The sequence below is a fragment of the Streptomyces sp. NBC_01439 genome, assembly GCF_036227605.1.
Lineage (GTDB): Bacteria > Actinomycetota > Actinomycetes > Streptomycetales > Streptomycetaceae > Streptomyces.
The window spans coordinates 732,018-748,978 of sequence record NZ_CP109487.1 but is presented as its reverse complement, the minus strand read 5'-3'; the positions used below and the strand labels follow the sequence as shown (position 1 = coordinate 748,978).

The following is a 16,961-nucleotide window of genomic DNA, read 5'->3' as shown; positions in this document are numbered from 1 at the left end:
GCGGGCATGGCGGACGAGCAGGCTTCGGTGCGGGTGGAGCGGGACGGCCCCGTGTACACGGTGATCCTGAGCCGGCCGGGAGTACGGAACGCCGTGGACGGACCGACCGCGGCGCAACTGGCTTCTGCGTTCGAGGAGTTCGATGCCGATGCGGACTCGGCCGTCGCCGTGCTCTGGGGCGAGGGCGGAACGTTCTGCGCGGGCGCCGAACTCAAGGCCATCGGTACCGAGCGCGGCAACCGGGTGCTCGCCTCCGGCGACGGCCCCATGGGCCCGACCCGGATGCGGCTCGGCAAGCCGGTGATCGCGGCCGTCGCGGGGCACGCGGTGGCCGGCGGCCTGGAGTTGGCGCTCTGGTGCGACCTGCGGGTCGCGGAGGAGGACGCGGTGTTCGGTGTGTTCTGCCGCCGCTGGGGCGTCCCCCTGATCGACGGCGGTACGGTGCGGCTGCCCCGCCTCATCGGCGAGAGCCGGGCCATGGACCTGATCCTGACGGGCCGTCCGGTCCCGGCGGCCGAAGCGTACGGGATGGGGCTGGCCAACCGCGTGGTCCCCACGGGCCGATCGAGGCAGGCTGCCGAGGAACTGGCCCGCGAGATCGCCGGGTTCCCCCAGACCTGCCTGCGCCACGACCGGTTGTCCTTCCTGGAACAGCACGGACTGGCCGAGGAGGACGCACTGGCGGGGGAGTTCCGGCACGGCCTGGTGCCCTTGACCGCGGGTGAAACCCAGGCCGGAGCGGACCGGTTCGCCGCCGGTGCGGGCCGGCACGGCGCCTTCGGCCAGTAGCGGGCCGGGCGGTAGGCGGTCGGGCGGAAAGCGGTCGCGGAAGCCGTTCCAGGCGTGCCCGGACACGCACTGAAGAAGGCCTACGGCCCGGCCGAGGGGGGCGGGGAGACGGGTCTGGAGACGTCGGACGCGTCAGGCGAAGGAGAAGCGCGCGGCGGCCTCGGCAGGCGTGGTCGCTCGGCGGCGTCCGGGTACGTCGTGGACGTGGGTCGCACCTTCGGAACGGAGCTGTTCCGTAGCGGAGTCGCGGTCCATCACGGCGGCGTAGGCGCGGACGTCCGCGGCGGTGAGGTCCGTGCGGCCCCGCTCCGTGTACTGCTGGAGGAGGTCGGTGACGTCCGGGTCGAACCGCAGCATGGTCACCGGAGCGTTGAAGCGCCTGGCGATGGCGATGAGTCGTGCGCGTGCCTGCGGCGTGACGTTCGTCGACTCGGCCACGGCGCCGTGTCCGGTGGCGAGCCTGGCGACGATCCTGCGGTCGCGCTCCTCAAAGACCAGTGCGTCCGCCGCGTCGGATGCCGCTTCCGCGGCTGAGGTGCCGAAGAGCTCTGCGCGGATCTCGTCGCTGGACACCACGGCTTCCGCGTCGATCTGCCGGCGCGCGATCAGTGCCCGGACGAAGCTGGTCTTGCCCGAGGCCGGTGGGCCCACGAGGACGACGAGTCCAGCCGGCACCGGGACGGTCGGCGCGAGGACGTCGCGGTAGGGGCCGGCCGCGCAGTCGAAGCAGTCTTCGGGACTGCCGGTGGGTAGTCCCGTGGGGAGGGAGTGGTCCCGGTAGCCGCCCCGGCTCGCGAGGCGCAGGGCGAACCCCCAGGTGTGCGGGGAGCCGGTGAAGCGCAGTCGACACAAGGGGAGTCGTTCCCCGTCCTGCGGTTCGACGGTCACGTAGGCGAATCCGGCACGGAAGCGGACGTCGACCCGGGCCAGTTGCGGCCAGTGCGCCTGGGTGTGGCTGGTCAGACGCCGGCCCAGGTGGTGACGCACGGACTCCGGGGGGTTCTTCGGCACGCGCCCATCCTGCCGGGTCCGGTGTCGGTCCGCCATGATCTTTTGCCGTGCCGGGCGAAGACACGGGCGGGGCGACGGCGGCACGGTCCGCGACCTGGCGGCAGGCGCGGAGCAGCGCAGTGCGCGGAGCAGCACTCGCACACGGTCGGCGTGTGGCGCCCGCCACAGCAGGCCTCGGGAACTCGGCCTCCGGCGGCTTCGACTCCTGTCGTAGAGCGGCGCATGGGCCGGGCGATCGGAAGGAACCATCGGATGAACCGTAGGAACGTGCTCCGGGCCCAGGTCGCCGTCGGCGCCGCGGCCGCGTTGACGGGTGCCGCCGGGGTGGCCGCGGCGGCGCAGCCGCGACCCGCCGGGACGCCGTCGGGGCCGGCGGGGCCGTTACGCGTGCACGTCGTCATGTACGACGGCGTGGAGGAGCTCGACTTCGCCGCGCCCTACGAGGTCTTCTCGGCCGCGCGGTTCTTCACCGACCGGGAGGTCGACGTCCGCTACGTCAACGCCTCCGGGCCGGGTCCCGTGCGCGCCGCCTACGGCACGCAGGTGAACGTGGAGCACGCCTGGGCCCCGCGCACCGCTGACGTCCTCCTCGTGCCCGGCGGCGGATACGCACGCCGCGACAGCCCCGGAGTGTGGGCCGAGATCCGCAGCGGCGTCCTCCCGAGGAAACTGGCCGCGGCGGTACGCCCCGGCCTGACCGTCAGTGCCGTCTGCACGGGCACCATGCTGCTGGCCGCCGCCGGGCTGACCACGAACCGCCCCTGCACCACCCACCACAAGGCGCGCCCGGACCTGGAGAAGCAGGGCGGCCTCCTGAAGAACGCCCGTGTGGTGGACGACGCGGACCTGGTCACCGCGGGTGGCATCACCAGTGGGCTGGACCTCGCCCTGTGGCTCGTACGCCGGGAACTGGGTGCCGATGCGGCGACCGGTGTGGAGGCCATGCTCGAATACGAGGCCCGCGGCACGGTGTGGACCCCGCCCACCACCCGGTCGTAGCCGCAGGTCAGCGGTTCAGTCGCCGCGTCCAGTCCTCCGGTACCCGGCCGGCCGGACCCGGTACCGGCTGCTCCGCCGGATGATCGCGCGGAGCGGTCAGTTCGGGGCCGGAGTCGTACAGCGCGTCCGTGTCGTAGTTCCAGAACCACTCCTCGCCCGGCTCGAAGCTCTGCACCAAGGGGTGGCCGGAGGACTTCCAGTGGGCGGTGGCGTGCTGGGCCGGCGAGGAGTCGCAGCAGCCGATGTGGCCGCACTGGGCGCAGCGCCGCAGGTGGAACCACCAGCCGCCCAGCTCGTCGCACTCGACGCAGCCGGCGCCGGTGGGCGCGGCGCTCGGGTCGATTCCCTCGATGTCGCTCATACGGGCTCCTCAGCGGTCTGGGTCTGGGTCTGGGTTTGGGTCGCGGATCCGGCTTCGGTTTCGGCCTCGGGGGCCGGGGCGGTCAGCGGAAGCAGGACCTGGAACCGGGTGTCACCCGGGGTCGACTCGACCTGGAGGCTGCCGTGGTGCTTGTTCACGACGATCCGCCAGGAGATGTCGAGGCCCAGACCGGTGCCCTCGCCGACCGGCTTGGTGGTGAAGAACGGGTCGAAGATGCGGCTGCGGATGTCCGCCGGGATGCCGGGTCCGGTGTCGCGGAACTCCACCAGCAGGCGGTCGCCCTCGCGCGCCGTGCGGACCGTCAGCGTGCCCTCGCCGCCGGTGCTCCCGATGGCGAACACGGCGTTGTCGATGAGGTTGGTCCACACCTGGTTGAGCTCCGCCGGGTAGGCGGGAACGTCCGGCAGGGAGCGGTCGTACTCCTTGACCAGCCGCACCCGGGAGCCGATCTTGCCGGACAGCATCAGCAGGGTGCTGTCGAGGAGTTCGTGGACGTCGACGACCCGGTACGGGGCGCGGTCGAGCTGCGAGTATTGCTTGGCCGCGTCCACGAGGTGGGAGATGCGGGTGGTGGAGTCGGCGATCTCGTCCATCAACAGCTCGGTCTCGACCGTGTAGTTGAGCCAGCCGATGGCCGACGGCAGGATCTCCTCTGCCACGGTCGCCGCGACCTGGTCCAGCCAGTCCGTGTCCAGCCCGGCCTGCACGAAGGTCGGCGCGAGCCGCCAGCCCTCCGCGATGCCGTGGTCGTCGAGCCAGTCGGCGAGTTCGTCCTCCCGGTCGGAGGCTTCCAGCGGGCTGAGCGCCGTCGCCTTCGCGACGCGTTCGACGGTGCGCTCCTGGATTTCGATGAGGTCGGCGATCGTCTCCCGCGAGTACTGGCCCTGGGAGATGTGGGCCAGCTTGTGCCGCATCTTGCCGACCCGCTCCCGCAGGGTCGCCGTGGCCCGGACGGCCGCCGCCGCCGGGTTGTTGAGCTCGTGGGTGAGGCCGGCGGACAAGGACCCGAGCGCCAGCAGTCGTTCGCGCTGCCCGATGGCCCGCTGGGTGTTCTTGGAGCCGAAGAACAGCCCCTCCAGCAGGTGTGCCGCCATCGGGAACCACTCCTGCATGACGTCCGCGAACGACTGTGCGGGCAGCACGAAGAAACGCGTCGGCTCGGTCACCCGCATGGAGTTGGTGTACGTCTGCGGCACCTGGTCGCCCAGGTACGCCTGCATGGCCCCCGCGTACACGCCGCGTTGCGAGGTGCGGCTCACCTCGACGTCGTCGCCGCCGACCCGGCGGGACAGTACGACGGTGCCCTCGATCATCACGTAGAAGCAGGTGGCCGGGGAACCCTCGACGTACACCGGACCGGCTTCGAACCGCTCCACCCGCCCCTCACCGCACAGCCGCCCGAGCTGCTCTGGGGTGAGCTTCTCGAACAGGAACAGCGAGGCGATCTCCTGCGGGCTGCACGGCATGGGCTGGCCGCTCATGACTGCTCCAGGTACCGGTGGACGAGCATCACGGCCATGGCTCCCTCTCCGACGGCGGACGCGACGCGCTTCGCGGACTGGGCGCGCGCGTCGCCCGCCACGAACACGCCGGGAATGTTGGTTTCCAGGTGGTAGGGCGGCCGGTCCAGTTCCCATGCGGCCGGCGGCCGTCCGTCCGGGGTGAGGTCCGGCCCGGTCAGGATGAAACCGTGCTCGTCGCGCAGCACCGTACCGTCCAGCCAGTCGGTCAGCGGGGCCGCGCCGATGAACACGAACATCCACTGCGCGTCGACGAGTTCGCTCGCGCCGCCGTCCAGGTTCCGCAGGGTCAGCTGCTCCAGGTGCCCCTCGCCGTGCGCCGCCTCGACGACGGTCCGGGTGCGCACGGTGATGTTCGGCGTCTCCTCGATCTGCTGGATCAGGTAGTACGACATCGACGCCGTCAGGGACTCCCCGCGCACCAGCAGCGTCACGGACTTGGCGCCGCGCGCCAGGTACATCGCCGCCTGCCCGGCCGAGTTGGCGCCGCCCACGATGTACACGTCCTGCCCCTGGCAGGAGGCCGCCTCGGTGAGCGAGGAGCCGTAGTACACCCCGCAGCCGGTCAACTGGTCGCAGCCCGGCGCGCGGAGCTGCCGGTAGGACACCCCGGTCGCCAGGATGACGCTGTGCGCGGCGATCGCCGAGCCGTCCGAGAAGCGGACGACGCGCGCCGCGCCGTTGACCTCCAGGCCGGTGACCTCGCGCGCCGTGAGGATCTCGGCGCCGAACCGGCCGGCCTGGCGGCGGGCGCGCTCCGTGAGCTGGGCGCCCGACACGCCGTCGGGGAACCCGAGGTAGTTCTCGATGCGGGAGCTCTGACCGGCCTGTCCGCCGGTCGCCGACCGCTCGACCAGTACGGTGCGCAGCCCCTCGGAGGCCCCGTACACCGCGGAGCCGAGCCCGGCCGGGCCGCCGCCGATGACGACGAGGTCGTAGAAGTCGGCGGCCGGCGTCGTCGCGAGCCCCACGTGGGAGGCCAGCTCGGGCGCCTCCGGTTCGATCAGCGCAGTGCCCTCGGGCGTGATGACCAGCGGTAGTCGTTGCCCGTCGGCCCCGGCCGCCTCGAGCAACCGCCGCCCCTCCGGTTCGTCGGAGGAGTACCAGCGGTACGGCACCTGGTTGCGGGCCAGGAACTCCCGCACGTCCGAGGAGCGCGCCGACCAGCGGTGGCCCACCACCTTGGTGGCGGGTACCGGACGGTAGTCGCTGGTGCGCCAGGCCGTGAGCAGGTCGTCCACGACCGGGTAGAGCTTCTCCTCCGGGGGGTCCCAGGGCTTGAGCAGGTAGTGGTCGAGGTCGACGACGTTGATCGCGTCGATCGCCGCGTTGGTGTCGGCGTACGCGGTGAGCAGCACCCGCCGTGCGCCCGGGTACACCGCCAGGGCCTGTTCGAGGAACTCGATGCCGTTCATCTGCGGCATCCGGTAGTCGGCGAGGATCACCGCCACCAGGTCGCCGCGCAGCTTCAGCTCGCGCAGCGCCTCCAGCGCGGACTCGCCCGACTCGGCCCGCACGATCCGGTACTCGGCGCCGTAGCGCCGCCGCAGGTCACGGGCGATGGCCCGGGAGACTCCCGGGTCGTCGTCCACGGTCAGGATGACGGTCCGCGCCGTGTCGGCGGCCTGTGCCATACGTCGTCTCCACCCCGAGTGCTCTGGGCGGGCGGCCCGGCGAGCCGCCCGCGCCGGTTCCCGCCCATCGTAGGGGCGATCCCGCGGGATCGCTCCGGGACGACGCGGACCGTGCGCTCCAGGTACACACCCGGTCGCTCCTGGTCAACGGCCCGTCGTGCCCGCCCCGACCCATCCCTCGCCGCCGAGGGGGAACTCGTAGCCGGTCCGTCCCCCGCGTCCGCTGGTGCGGAAGGGACGGCCGTTGTGGTCGATCTTGAGGGTGCCGTAGCGGGAGCCGCTGGACCAGGACAGCTCCACGTACCAGCTCACGTCGTGGGCGGAGGTGGCGGCCTTGATGTGGAGCACCTCCGGTTGCGACTCGCTGACCGAGAAGGGGAAGTCCCGCTGACCCGGCACGGGTACTACGGCCGGGCGCGCGGAGTCCAGGGCCACGTCGAAGGAGCGGGTCGGGACGTCCGCGCCGCAGCCCACCCCCGGGTAGCCCATGGCGTAGTCGTTCCAGGGGAGCGGCGCACGCTTGGCGACCGTACGGACGGCCAGGCCGTCCAGCACCACCGTGTCCGCGCCGGAGCCCTGCAGGGTGAGGGTGACGTACTGCTCGCCCGCGGGTACGGCCCCGGCCGCAGCCACCCAGGCGGGTGCGTCCCGTTCGACGGGGGGCGGTCCCACCTGGGCCGGTGGTTTGTCGATCAGGTAGTGCTGACCGCAGGGGGCCTCCCAGGTGTGGGGGCGGGTGGTCACCTTCACCGGCGTGCCGGCGGCGGTGTCGCCGCCGCTGCTGTCGTTGCCTGCTGCGGGGGTCGCGGGCATTGCGTCCGAGGACCCGGACGAGGGCGAGGACACGGGCGAGGACGCGGACGGCGACGGCGCCGCGGACGAAGTCGGGGACGAAGGCGGGGGCGATGACGGCCCGGCCGGGCCGTCCGGGGACTTCTCCCCCGCGGGGGAGCGGCCCGTGGCACCGACGGGGCCGTCCCGGACGTCGGCGCCCCGTTCTGGCCGGTCCGCGCCGAGGGGGAGCACGCCGGCCAGGGCGGTGACGGCGGCCACGACCGTCAGCGCGATCCCGGTGAGCACGGCCGGGCGCGGGCGCGGGCGAGGACGCCGGGTCGGCGTGGTCGGCCCGGCTGCGGTGGTCACTTCTTCGACCTCGGACCCCACCTCGACCCCTTCGGGCGGGTCCGCCGCCCGGGCCGCGTCCACCGCGTCGTGTGCCTCGGCCGTGTCGACCGGCAGGGTTCCGGTTCCGGTCGCCCCGGTCGCCCCGGGCGTCTCCTGCACGGTGCCGCTCGGGTCCGCGCCCTTGCGCGGGCGGTTGGTATCGGCCCGCACCCAACTCCGGTGCAGGGCGAGGAGTTCCTCGGGCGAGGCCTTGCAGAGCCGGGCGAGCCGTTCGACCGGTGCGTAGTCCGCCGGGACGACCTCGCCGCTGCAGTAGCGGTGCAAGGTCGACGCACTCATGTGGAGCCGCTTGGCGAGCGTTCCGTAGCTGAGGCCGGACCGGTCCTTCAACTCCCTCAGCAGCTCGGCGAACTCGGACCCAGCAGTGTCCTGCGACACCGTTCCTCCCACCCGTGTCCTGTCCCGCATCCCAGGAACAGGTTGTTTGCGCAGCTCAGAGCCTATGCCGGTATTCCAGCGTTCCTGATTGCCCAGCGGATGTGGCGGCTGGGACGGAGCATCGCTCAGGCTGAGGTCATCCAAGCACACCGCTCCCGGCGGCCGGTCCCTGTGGACCCCGACCGGGCCCTGTCGTCATGCCCTGTGAAAGGCCGTCAGCCATGCACGCGTTCCACCGCACGCCCTTCGTCCGTACCTCCCGCACCTTCCGCCCGCAGGCCTTCCGGCGCCTCGCGGGTGCGGCCGCCGCCGCCCTCGTCGTCCTCTCCCTTACTGGGTGCGAGGACGGTACGGGCCTCAAGGACGGGGGAGCGTCTGCCGCTTCGAGCCCCGCCACGGACGCCGCTCCCTCGGCCGCCCCGCCCGCGGCAGCGGCCCCCAAGGCTTCGCCGACGGCCCCTGCTCCCTCCGCTCCGACGGCCGCGGGGGAACAGCAGCACGTCCTGTGCAACGGAGCGAACACCGGCGTCACGGTGCAGCCGGTCTCCCGGCCGCTCAACCACATGTTGATCACGGTGAAGAACACCGGCTCGAAGACCTGCGACCTGACCTACTACCCGGTGCTCCGCTTCGACGAGATGCAATGGGTGCCGGCCGCGCAGCAGCAGACCCGGCCCCAGGCCGTGGTGTCGCTCGCCCCGGGCGAGTCGGGCTACGCGGGGGCCCTACTGTCGGCGGCCGACGGCAGCGGTGAGGGCGGGACGACCGGACACCGGCTCACGATCGCCTTCCAGGGCCGGACGCCCCTCAGCAACGCAGGCGCGTCCGCGACCCCGCCCCTCCCGGCGGCCGGTGTCGCCTACGACAGCTCGCTGTCGGTCACGTACTGGCAGCGGAGCAGCGCGGACGCGCTCGGCTCATGAGTCGGCCGCAACGATGCGGCCGTCCCGCAGTTCCACGACCCGGTCCGCGAGCTCGATCAGGTTGGGGTCGTGGGTGGCGACGAGGATGGTCACCGACTCGCTGCGCACCACGGCGCGCAGCAGCTCCATGACCGAGCGGCCGGTCTCCGAGTCTAGCTGTCCCGTCGGCTCGTCCGCGATGATCAGGTCCGGATCGTTGGCCAGGGCGCGGGCCACCGCCACCCGCTGCTGCTGGCCGCCGGAGAGCTCGCCGGGCCGCTGTTCGGCATGGTCCGCCAGTCCGACCAGGGCCAGCAGGGTCCGGGCGCGCTCCTCGCGCTCCCTGGCGGGGACGCGTCGCAGCCGCATGGGAACGCCGACGTTCTCGGCGGCGGTCAGGACGGGTATCAGACCGAAGGACTGGAAGACGAAGCCGATGCGGTCGCGGCGCAGGGCGAGCAGGCCCGGTTCGTCGAGGTCCGCCAGGTCGGTGCCGTCGAGCGCGATCCGGCCGCCGGTCGGGGAGTCGAGGCCGCCGACGAGGTTCAGCAGGGTGGTCTTGCCGGAGCCCGACCGGCCCTTGAGAGCGGTGAGTTCGCCGCGACGGACCTCGAAGGACACGCCCCGCAGGGCGTGGACGGCCTGCGGTCCGCTGCCGAAGCTGTGGTGCACGTCGTCGACGACCACGATCGGGGAGCCGCCCGCCTCCCGCCCCGCCCGCGTCGCGACCGTAGCCGGTGCCTGCTGATCCGTCATCGCCTCTGTTCCCCCGTCGAGTTGTCCGCGCGGGGCACCCGGCCCCACGTACCGCACCAGCTGCCGCTGTAACTTCCTGATCGCATTTGCGCATCTGCCGCACTGATCACGCAAGCCCCTTCCCTCTATCGATCACATCTGACAGCATCGTCCGCTATCCGGTACTTCGGGTCCGGACGGGGGAGGAATTCAACACGTGCTCGGCTTCGTCGTGCGCCGACTGCGCGGGCGATGGCCGCTCGCCGTCGCCGTGCTGCTCACCGTACTGATCACCGCGACCACACTGACCGCGCTGACGGCATTCACCCGTGGCGTGGGCGAAGAAGGGCTCCGGCGGGCCCTGACCGGGACGGCACAGCCCCGGACCACCGTCGTCGTCACCAGCGGCCATCCCGCCGACTCCCGAGCCAAGGACGACGCGTCCGTACGGGCCTTCGCGGACGAGGTGTTCGGGCGGCTTCCGGTGACCTCCGAGAGCGTGGCGCGCAGCCGCTCGTACGGACTGCCCGGCGTCGCCGCCTCCGGCCGCGACGCCGACCTGACCCTGCTCGCCGCCCTCGGCAAGGACCACGTACGGTTGCTCGCCGGCGAGTGGCCGGCGCCCGTCACCGCACCCACGGGCGCAGGCGTCCCGCCCGCGCCGACCCAGGTGGCCGTGCCGCGCGCGGCGCTCGCCCGGCTGGGACTGGCCGAATCCGCGCTGCCCGCCCCCGTCCGGCTGGACGACCGGTTCGGCGGTGCACCGCTGACCGTGCTGGTCACCGGCGTGTACCGGGCCGCCGACCCGGACGCCGCCTACTGGCGGCTCGACCCCCTCGGCGGCCGCGAGGTCCAGGCCGACACCTTCGCCATCTACGGCCCGCTCCTGGTGGACGACAGCGCCTTCACCACCGGCGGCATCCTGCAGAACCACCGCCTCACGCTGCTCACCCCGGACCTGCACACGGTCCGCACCGCCGAGGCGGAGGCCGTCCGGACCGCGACCGACCCCGCGAGCGCCGCCCTCGAACGCGCCGGCTCGCTGCGGGCCGCCACCGAACTGCCCAAACTCCTGGCCGAGCTGAGCGCCGGCACGGTCGTCGCCCGCTCCACCCTGCTGATGGGCGCGCTCCAGCTCGCCGTCCTGTCGACCGCCGCACTGCTCCTCGTCTCCCACATCCTGACCGTCCGACAGGAACCGGAACGGGTCCTGCTCACCGCGCGCGGCGCCTCCCGCCGCCGCCTCGGCGAGCTCACCGCGGCCGAGTCCCTGCTGCTCGCCCTGCCCGCGGCCGTCCTGGCACCCCTGCTCACACCACCCCTGCTGCGCCTGTTCGGCCGGTTCGGACCGCTCGGGCGGGTCCACCTGGAGATCCCGGACACCTGGCTGGTCTGGCCGGTCGCGGGTGGCTGCGCTCTGGCCTGCGTCCTGCTGACGACCCTGCCCTCCGTGCTGCGCGGGGCCTCCGCCGCCGTACTGCGCCGCGTGGGCAGCCGCCAGGCACTGGTGACGGGCGCCGCCCGCTCCGGCCTCGACCTGGCCGTCGTCGTCCTCGCCGTCCTCGGCTACCAGCAGCTCGCGCAGTACGGCGGTGAGGACGCCCCCGCGTCCGGCGCTCCGGCCAGTACCGGGCTCGGTGTCGACCCGGTCCTGGTCGCCGCTCCCGCCCTGGCCCTGTGCGGGGGCACGCTGCTGGTCCTGCGCCTGCTGCCGTTCGCGGCGCGGGCCGGGGGACGGCTGGCGGCGCGCGGCCGGAGCCTGGGGCCCGCCCTGTTCGGTTGGCAGCTCGCCCGACGACCCGGCCGGGCCACCGGGCCCGTGCTGCTGCTCGTACTCGCCGTCGCCAGCGGGATCCTGGCGCTCGGTCAGCACATCGGCTGGTCCGCTTCCCAGCGCGACCAGGCCGACTTCGCCACCGCGGGCGGCCTGCGGATCTCCGGCAGCAGCATGTCCCCGATGGGGCAGGGCGGACGCTACGCGGCCCTGCCCGGCGGCGACCGCCTCGTTCCGGTGGTCCGCCGGGAACAGAAGCTGCCGGACGGGAGCCCCGCAGACCTCGTCGCCCTGGACGCCGTCAAGGCGGGCGAACGGGTGCCGCTGCGCGCGGACCTGCGCGCCGGGCACACCATGCGAGAGCTGTTCACCCCGCTCGCCGCCGGTGACCCGGGCGCCACGGCCGGCCCCGCGGGCCCCGGTGTCGCCCTGCCCGGCTCCCCGCGCCGGATCGACCTCGAGGTGTCGGTCCGGTCCTCCGGGATGAGCTGGGCCGCCGTGAGCCTGTTGCTGCGCGACCGGTTCGGGGCGACGTACGGGACGTCCTCGGTCACCCTGCCCCAGGGCGGCGACGTCACCCTCCCCTACCTCCTCGACGCGCTGACCGGCGCCCCGGTCGGATCGACGGCCACCCCGTTGACCCTTGCGGGGATACGCCTCTCGTACGCCGGGGACGGCGACGCCCCGGGCGACGGCAGCGAACTGACCGTGCGCCGCATCGCCGTGTCCGACACCGCGGACGGCGCCGCCACGGGCGTCACCGCACCCGCGGACGCCACCGGCTGGCGGACCTCGCTCCCGCAGGCGAGCGGCCCCCGGAGGGGCCCCGAGCCGGTCCCGGTCCCCGCCGGCTCCACGGACCTGCTGCGGCTGCGCTACTGGGGCGGCTTCGGCACCCTGCAGGGCGCCAACACTGTGGTGTTCCCCGCGCCCGCCGGCCCGGCCCCCACCGCCGTCCCCGCGGTCGCCACCACCCGCTACCTGGCGTCCCTGGGCGCCGCCGTGGGCGATACGGTCCCCGTCACGCTGGACGGCGCCGCGGTCCAGATGCGGATCACCGCCGCCGTGGACTCCCTGCCCGTGGCCGGCCGCTCGGCGCTCGCCGTCGACCTGCAGGTACTCGGCCGGTTCCTGCTGGAATCCGTCGGCCAGCAGCCGCCCACGCCCACCGAGTGGTGGCTGCCCGCCGACTCGGCCGCCGACCCGGTCCCGGCCCGCGCGGCGGACAAGCTGCGCGAAGGCGCCCGGATCGAACGCGTCCAACTGCGCGAGGAGATCACCGAGCAGCTGCTGGACGACCCGCTGAGCGCCGGCCCGCAGAGCGCCCTGGCCGCCCTCGCCGCCGCCTGCGCGGTCCTGGCCGCCATCGGATTCGCGACCTCCACCGCCGCCGAACGACGCGTGCGCGGAAGGGAGTTCTCCGTCCTGCTCGCCCTCGGTACCCCGCGCCGCTCGCTGGCCCTCGCCTCCGCCGCCGAGGGCGGGGTACTGATCGCCATCGGGTCCGCGGTCGGGACCGGACTGGGCATCGCCCTCGTCCACCTGATGGCGCCCCTGGTCGTCCTGACACCCGCTGCCGGGCGACCGTTCCCGCCCGTACGCGTGGACATGCCGTTCTGGCAGACCGTGCTCACGGTCGTCGCCATCGCAGCCGTTCCCCTGCTGTCGGCCGCGCTCAGCGGCCCCCGGGGCCGCGACATCGCCGCCCGGCTGCGTCCCGTGGAGGAGATGTGACCACCCCGCCGTCCGCCACCCCGCCGTCCGCCACCCCGGCGTCCGCCACCCCGCTGACCGCCCGTTCGCCTCTGCCCACCGCCCCGCGGCCCGCGCCCTGGGTCAGGACCCGGCTTCGGGCGGCGCCCCTGAGCACCCTGCTCGGCGCCGCACTGGCCTTCGTCGCCGTCCTGCTGGCCGCCGCGCTGCCCCGGGCCCAGGACCGGGGCGCCGACCAGGCCCTGAGGTCCTTCCTGGAACGCAGCGCGGCCGGCAACGCCAGCCTGCAGGTGACCGCTCCCTCCCCGGACAGCGGGCAGAGCGCCCAGGCCCTGGACGCCACGCTGGAGAAACTGCTCGCGCCGACCGGATCCACCTTCCGCGTGGACCCGGAGTCGACGGTCCACGGCACGCGCACCACCAAGAGGCAGCTGCTGCTGAACCCGGAACTCTCCCGCCCCTCCGGCTTTCCGCCCAGCATGAACCTCCTGCACGTCCGCGAGGCGGAGGCCCATGTGAAGCTGGCGGAGGGGCAGTGGCCGAGCAGCACACCCACGGCCCCCGCGCAGGCCGCCCCCGGGGCGCTGGCGCCCCTCCAGGTGGCCCTCTCGCAGAAGGCCGCCGCGACCCTCGGCGCCCGCGTCGGATCCGTCCTGACGAGCGAGACCCGAGTGGACGGCACACCGTCCGTCACGGTCGTCGGTCTCTTCGCGGTCCTCGACGAGACCGACGACTTCTGGACGGACAACCTGGGGTGCCTCGCCCGCGCCTGCGAGCACTACTACAACGAGAGCCTCGCCTGGGACGTCGACGCCCTCGTCGGCACCGGGGACCTCGACCGGATGAGCACGTGGAGCCGCGCCGCCGACGACTTCTGGCAGCTGCCCGTGGACATCGGCCACCTGCGGGCCGACCGGCTCGACGCCACGACCAAGGACATCGCCTCGTACCTCGCCGGCCCCACCGCCGCCACCCTCGCCCGGGAGACCGGCCGCCCGCATCTGCACACCACCTCGTGGCTGCCCGAGCGGTTCGAAGAAGCCCGCGTCCGCACCCGCGCCGCGGCGCCGCTCGCCGCGATCGGACCCGCCGGGGTCGGTGGCGTCGCCTTCGTCGTCCTGTGCCTGGCCGGCGCACTCGCGGCCGACCGCCGCGACGCCGAACTTCGGCTGCTGCTCGCGCGCGGCGGCTCGCGCACCGCCATCGTCGGCCGGCTCCTCGGGGAGGGCGCCGTCACCGTACTCCCGGCGGCCGCGGCCGCCACCGCGCTCGCCGTCCTGCTGCTGCCCACCCCCCGGCTCGCGCCCACCCTCCTCTCGGCCGCGGCCGTCGCCCTGCTCGCCCTGCTGGCCTTCCCCGTACGGGCAGCCGTCCTGCTGACCCCGGCCCGCCCGGCCGGGCGGTGGCGCAGGCCCGTGGCCGAACTGCTCGTCCTCATCGCCACCGCCGCCGCCGTGGTGGAGGTCCGCCGCCGCGGGGTCGCCCCGCCCGGCAGCGACCTCGACCCGCTGCTGATCGCGGCCCCGCTGCTGCTCGCCCTGTGCGGGGGACTGCTGCTGGCCCGGCTCCAGCCGGTGGTCACCGGATGGCTCGCCCGGGCGGCCGGCCGCGGCTCCGGACTGGTCGGCTTCCTGGGACTCGCGCGGGCCGCCCGCGGCCCGGCGACGACCGGTACGCAGACCCGCGGCCGCAGCGGCCCCTCCGTCCTGCCGATGGTCGCGCTGCTCGTCGCCATCACCACCGGCGGGTTCGGCGCCGCCGTGCTGCAGTCGGTGGACTCGTCCCGGCTGGGGGTGGCCCGGCTGACCGTCGGGGGCGACGCGTCGATCTCCGCGTACGGGAAGTTCCCGCTTCCGGAAGGACTCGCGAAGGCAGCGGGCGAGCTGCCAGGCGTACGGACGTCCGTGCCGCTGTGGATCGACCACGACTCCGCCCTCCTCGGAACCACCGTCAGGTCCAGCCAGATCACCGTGATCGTGGCCGAGCCGGCCGCGTACGCGGAGCTGTCCCGGGTCCTCGGCTGCGGCTCCTTCGAGCCCGCGCTGCTGGCCACCGGTGGTACGCAGTCCGCCGACGCCCCGGTGCCCGCGCTGTTCAGCGCGGGCCTGGCCGGGAAGGTCACGCAGGGCGGCACGTACGCGGTGCAGCCCGGCGACGGCAAGGAGCTGAAGGTACGGGTCGCGGGCACGGTCGACTGCACCCCGGCCCATCCGGCGCGGGACGCCGCGACCGTCGTCCTGCCGGCGGGCGCCGCAACCGCCGCCATGGGCGGCGCCGACCACCCGAACCGGTGGCTCGGCCTCGGTGACGTCGACGCTGACCGGCTGCGCGCTCTGGTCAGCTCCAAGCTCCCGGCGCCGTCCGCGACTCCGGCCCCGGCCCCGGCTCCGGCCCCGGCTCCGATCCCGGGTTCCGGTTCCTCCGCGGGCCCGGCCCCGGTCGACGAGGCGTACCCCGTGCACACCAGTGCCGAGGCCGTCACCGCACTGGGCGCCGATCCGCTCCAGCGCTCGGCACAGCGCCTCTTCTGGGCCGCCATGGCCGGAGCGGCGGGCTTCGCCCTGTTGGCCGTACTGCTGACGTTGATGCGGACCGTCCCCGAACGCGCGGCGCTGCTGGCCCGGCTGCGCACCATGGGGCTGCGCCGCCGGCAGGGCGTGGCGCTGATCCTTGCCGAAACCCTGCCGCAGACCCTGGCCGCGACGATGGGCGGGGCCCTGGTGGCGGCGGCCGCCGTGGCCCTGCTGGGCCCGGCGATGGACCTGTCCACGCTGGTCGGCGCGCACGTGCCGAACGGAGTGCGGCTGACGGCAGGGCCCGTACTGACCCAGGCCCTGGGCCTGGCAGCCCTGGTCGCCACGGCCGTGTGCGTGGAGGCGGCGACATCCGGGCGACGGCAGATCACCACCGAGTTGAGAGCGGGAGACCAGCGTTGAACACCGACCAGCCGACGTACGAGGAGCTGCGCCGCCGGGCGACGGCCGCCGCGGAGCCGCGCACCCCGGCGGCGGACGCCGCGATCGCCTGCGACCGCCTGGTCCGGATCTTCAGCCAGGACGGCATCGAGGTACAGGCCCTCCAGGGACTGGAGCTGACGGTCGAACAGGGCGACCTGATGGCCCTCGTCGGCGCCTCCGGCAGCGGCAAGTCCACCCTCTTGAACATCCTGGCCGGCCTGGACGTTCCCACGGCCGGCAGCGCTGCGGTCGCCGGCTACGACCTGCTGGAGCTGTCGGCGCGGGACCGGCTGCGGTACCGGCGCGAAGCGGTCGGGTTCGTCTTCCAGCAGACGGCCCGCAACCTGCTGCCGTTCCTCACGGCTGCTCAGAACGTCGCCCTCCCGATGCAGTTGGCCGGCGGCGGCGGCGCCCGGCGCGGCGCGGGCGCACGCCGCGCGGCCAGGGTCGGGGAGATCCTGGAGGCCCTCGGGATCGGCGACCTGGCGCACAGACGCCCGGCGGAACTGTCCGGCGGCCAGCAGCAGCGCGTCGCGATCGCCGTGGCGATGGCGAACGCCCCCAAGGTGCTGCTCGCCGACGAACCCACGGGCGAACTGGACTCGGAAACGGCCGCGGCGGTCTTCGAGACCTTCCGGACCGTGAACAAGGAACTCGGCGTGACGGTGGTGATCGTGACGCACGACCCGATGGTGGCGGGCGAGGTCCGCAGGACCGTCGCGATCCGCGACGGCCGCACCAGCAGTGAGGTCCTGCGCCGCCTGGTCACCGACGAGCACGGCGAGGAGTCCATCAGCGAACGCGAGTACGTCGTCCTCGACCGCTCCGGGCGGGTCCAACTCCCCCCGAAGTTCCTGGAGGCCTTGGGCATGGAACACCGCGTGGCGGTCGACCTGGCTCCGGACCACATCGAACTGCGCCCGGACGGAGCCCACTAAAGGCCCCGTAGGCCCCGTCACCCGTGAGACGTAGGTCCCGGAGG

At 73.9% G+C, this 16,961-nt stretch carries 12 protein-coding genes; 6 read left to right on the top strand and 6 right to left on the bottom strand.

Annotation, left to right across the window (positions count from 1 at the left end):
- Positions 1-6: 6 nt before the first annotated feature.
- Positions 7-789, top strand: a complete 783-nt coding sequence (locus tag OG207_RS03515; RefSeq protein WP_329095775.1) for a crotonase/enoyl-CoA hydratase family protein — start codon at positions 7-9, stop codon at positions 787-789.
- Between the two features lie 132 nt (positions 790-921).
- Here OG207_RS03515 and OG207_RS03510 read toward each other — a convergent pair whose 3' ends face one another.
- Entirely contained in the window at positions 922-1,800 is an 879-nt protein-coding gene (locus OG207_RS03510) for an ATP-binding protein (RefSeq protein ID WP_329095773.1), read from the bottom strand.
- Positions 1,801-2,052: 252 nt separating this feature from the next.
- Between OG207_RS03510 and OG207_RS03505 the strand changes: the two genes are divergently transcribed.
- The gene (locus OG207_RS03505; RefSeq protein WP_329095771.1) at positions 2,053-2,799 is read left to right on the top strand and encodes a DJ-1/PfpI family protein; all 747 of its coding nucleotides are present in this window, start codon (positions 2,053-2,055) and stop codon (positions 2,797-2,799) included.
- 7 nt (positions 2,800-2,806) lie between these two features.
- Here the strand turns inward: OG207_RS03505 and OG207_RS03500 are convergent, their stop codons facing one another.
- From OG207_RS03500 to OG207_RS03485, 4 genes are all read right to left on the bottom strand, one after another.
- Entirely contained in the window at positions 2,807-3,160 is a 354-nt protein-coding gene (locus OG207_RS03500; RefSeq protein WP_329095769.1) for a UBP-type zinc finger domain-containing protein, read from the bottom strand.
- Positions 3,157-4,662, bottom strand: a complete 1,506-nt coding sequence (locus OG207_RS03495) for an ATP-binding protein (RefSeq protein ID WP_329095767.1) — start codon at positions 4,660-4,662, stop codon at positions 3,157-3,159. The genes OG207_RS03500 and OG207_RS03495 overlap by 4 nt, the downstream gene beginning before the upstream one ends.
- The gene (locus tag OG207_RS03490) at positions 4,659-6,335 is read right to left on the bottom strand and encodes an FAD-dependent oxidoreductase (RefSeq protein ID WP_329095765.1); all 1,677 of its coding nucleotides are present in this window, start codon (positions 6,333-6,335) and stop codon (positions 4,659-4,661) included. Before OG207_RS03490 ends, OG207_RS03495 begins: the two co-directional genes overlap by 4 nt.
- Before the next feature lie 144 nt (positions 6,336-6,479).
- Complete coding sequence (locus tag OG207_RS03485) at positions 6,480-7,898, bottom strand: helix-turn-helix domain-containing protein (protein ID WP_329095763.1); 1,419 nt, start codon at positions 7,896-7,898, stop codon at positions 6,480-6,482.
- Positions 7,899-8,119: 221 nt separating this feature from the next.
- Here OG207_RS03485 and OG207_RS03480 point away from each other — a divergent pair, with 221 nt between their 5' ends.
- A complete protein-coding gene (locus OG207_RS03480; RefSeq protein WP_329095762.1) occupies positions 8,120-8,821 on the top strand; it encodes a DUF4232 domain-containing protein in 702 nt (233 codons plus the stop codon).
- On the opposite strand, the gene OG207_RS03475 is transcribed toward OG207_RS03480, so the two are convergent.
- Positions 8,816-9,556 carry an ABC transporter ATP-binding protein gene (locus OG207_RS03475; RefSeq protein ID WP_329095760.1) on the bottom strand — a complete coding sequence of 247 codons (741 nt, stop codon included), beginning with the start codon at positions 9,554-9,556 and terminating at the stop codon, positions 8,816-8,818. The two genes, OG207_RS03480 and OG207_RS03475, sit on opposite strands and share 6 nt — an antisense overlap.
- Before the next feature lie 196 nt (positions 9,557-9,752).
- Between OG207_RS03475 and OG207_RS03470 the strand changes: the two genes are divergently transcribed.
- The 3 genes from OG207_RS03470 to OG207_RS03460 are packed head-to-tail and all read left to right on the top strand — an operon-like array spanning position 9,753 to position 16,917.
- Complete coding sequence (locus OG207_RS03470; RefSeq protein WP_329095759.1) at positions 9,753-13,043, top strand: ABC transporter permease; 3,291 nt, start codon at positions 9,753-9,755, stop codon at positions 13,041-13,043.
- Entirely contained in the window at positions 13,040-15,958 is a 2,919-nt protein-coding gene (locus tag OG207_RS03465) for a hypothetical protein (protein ID WP_329095757.1), read from the top strand. Before OG207_RS03470 ends, OG207_RS03465 begins: the two co-directional genes overlap by 4 nt.
- Positions 15,955-16,917 (top strand): ABC transporter ATP-binding protein, encoded by a 963-nt coding sequence (locus OG207_RS03460; RefSeq protein ID WP_329095755.1) that lies wholly within the window; start codon positions 15,955-15,957, stop codon positions 16,915-16,917. The genes OG207_RS03465 and OG207_RS03460 overlap by 4 nt, the downstream gene beginning before the upstream one ends.
- The last annotated feature ends 44 nt before the right edge of the window (positions 16,918-16,961 follow it).

Coding starts and splice junctions, on each gene's coding strand:
- OG207_RS03490 (WP_329095765.1), bottom strand. CDS start 6,335: ATGGCACAGGCCGCCGACACGGCGCGGACCGTCATCCTGACCGTGGAC.
- OG207_RS03515 (WP_329095775.1), top strand. CDS start 7: ATGGCGGACGAGCAGGCTTCGGTGCGGGTGGAGCGGGACGGCCCCGTG.
- OG207_RS03495 (WP_329095767.1), bottom strand. CDS start 4,662: ATGAGCGGCCAGCCCATGCCGTGCAGCCCGCAGGAGATCGCCTCGCTG.
- OG207_RS03480 (WP_329095762.1), top strand. CDS start 8,120: ATGCACGCGTTCCACCGCACGCCCTTCGTCCGTACCTCCCGCACCTTC.
- OG207_RS03475 (WP_329095760.1), bottom strand. CDS start 9,556: ATGACGGATCAGCAGGCACCGGCTACGGTCGCGACGCGGGCGGGGCGG.
- OG207_RS03500 (WP_329095769.1), bottom strand. CDS start 3,160: ATGAGCGACATCGAGGGAATCGACCCGAGCGCCGCGCCCACCGGCGCC.
- OG207_RS03505 (WP_329095771.1), top strand. CDS start 2,053: ATGAACCGTAGGAACGTGCTCCGGGCCCAGGTCGCCGTCGGCGCCGCG.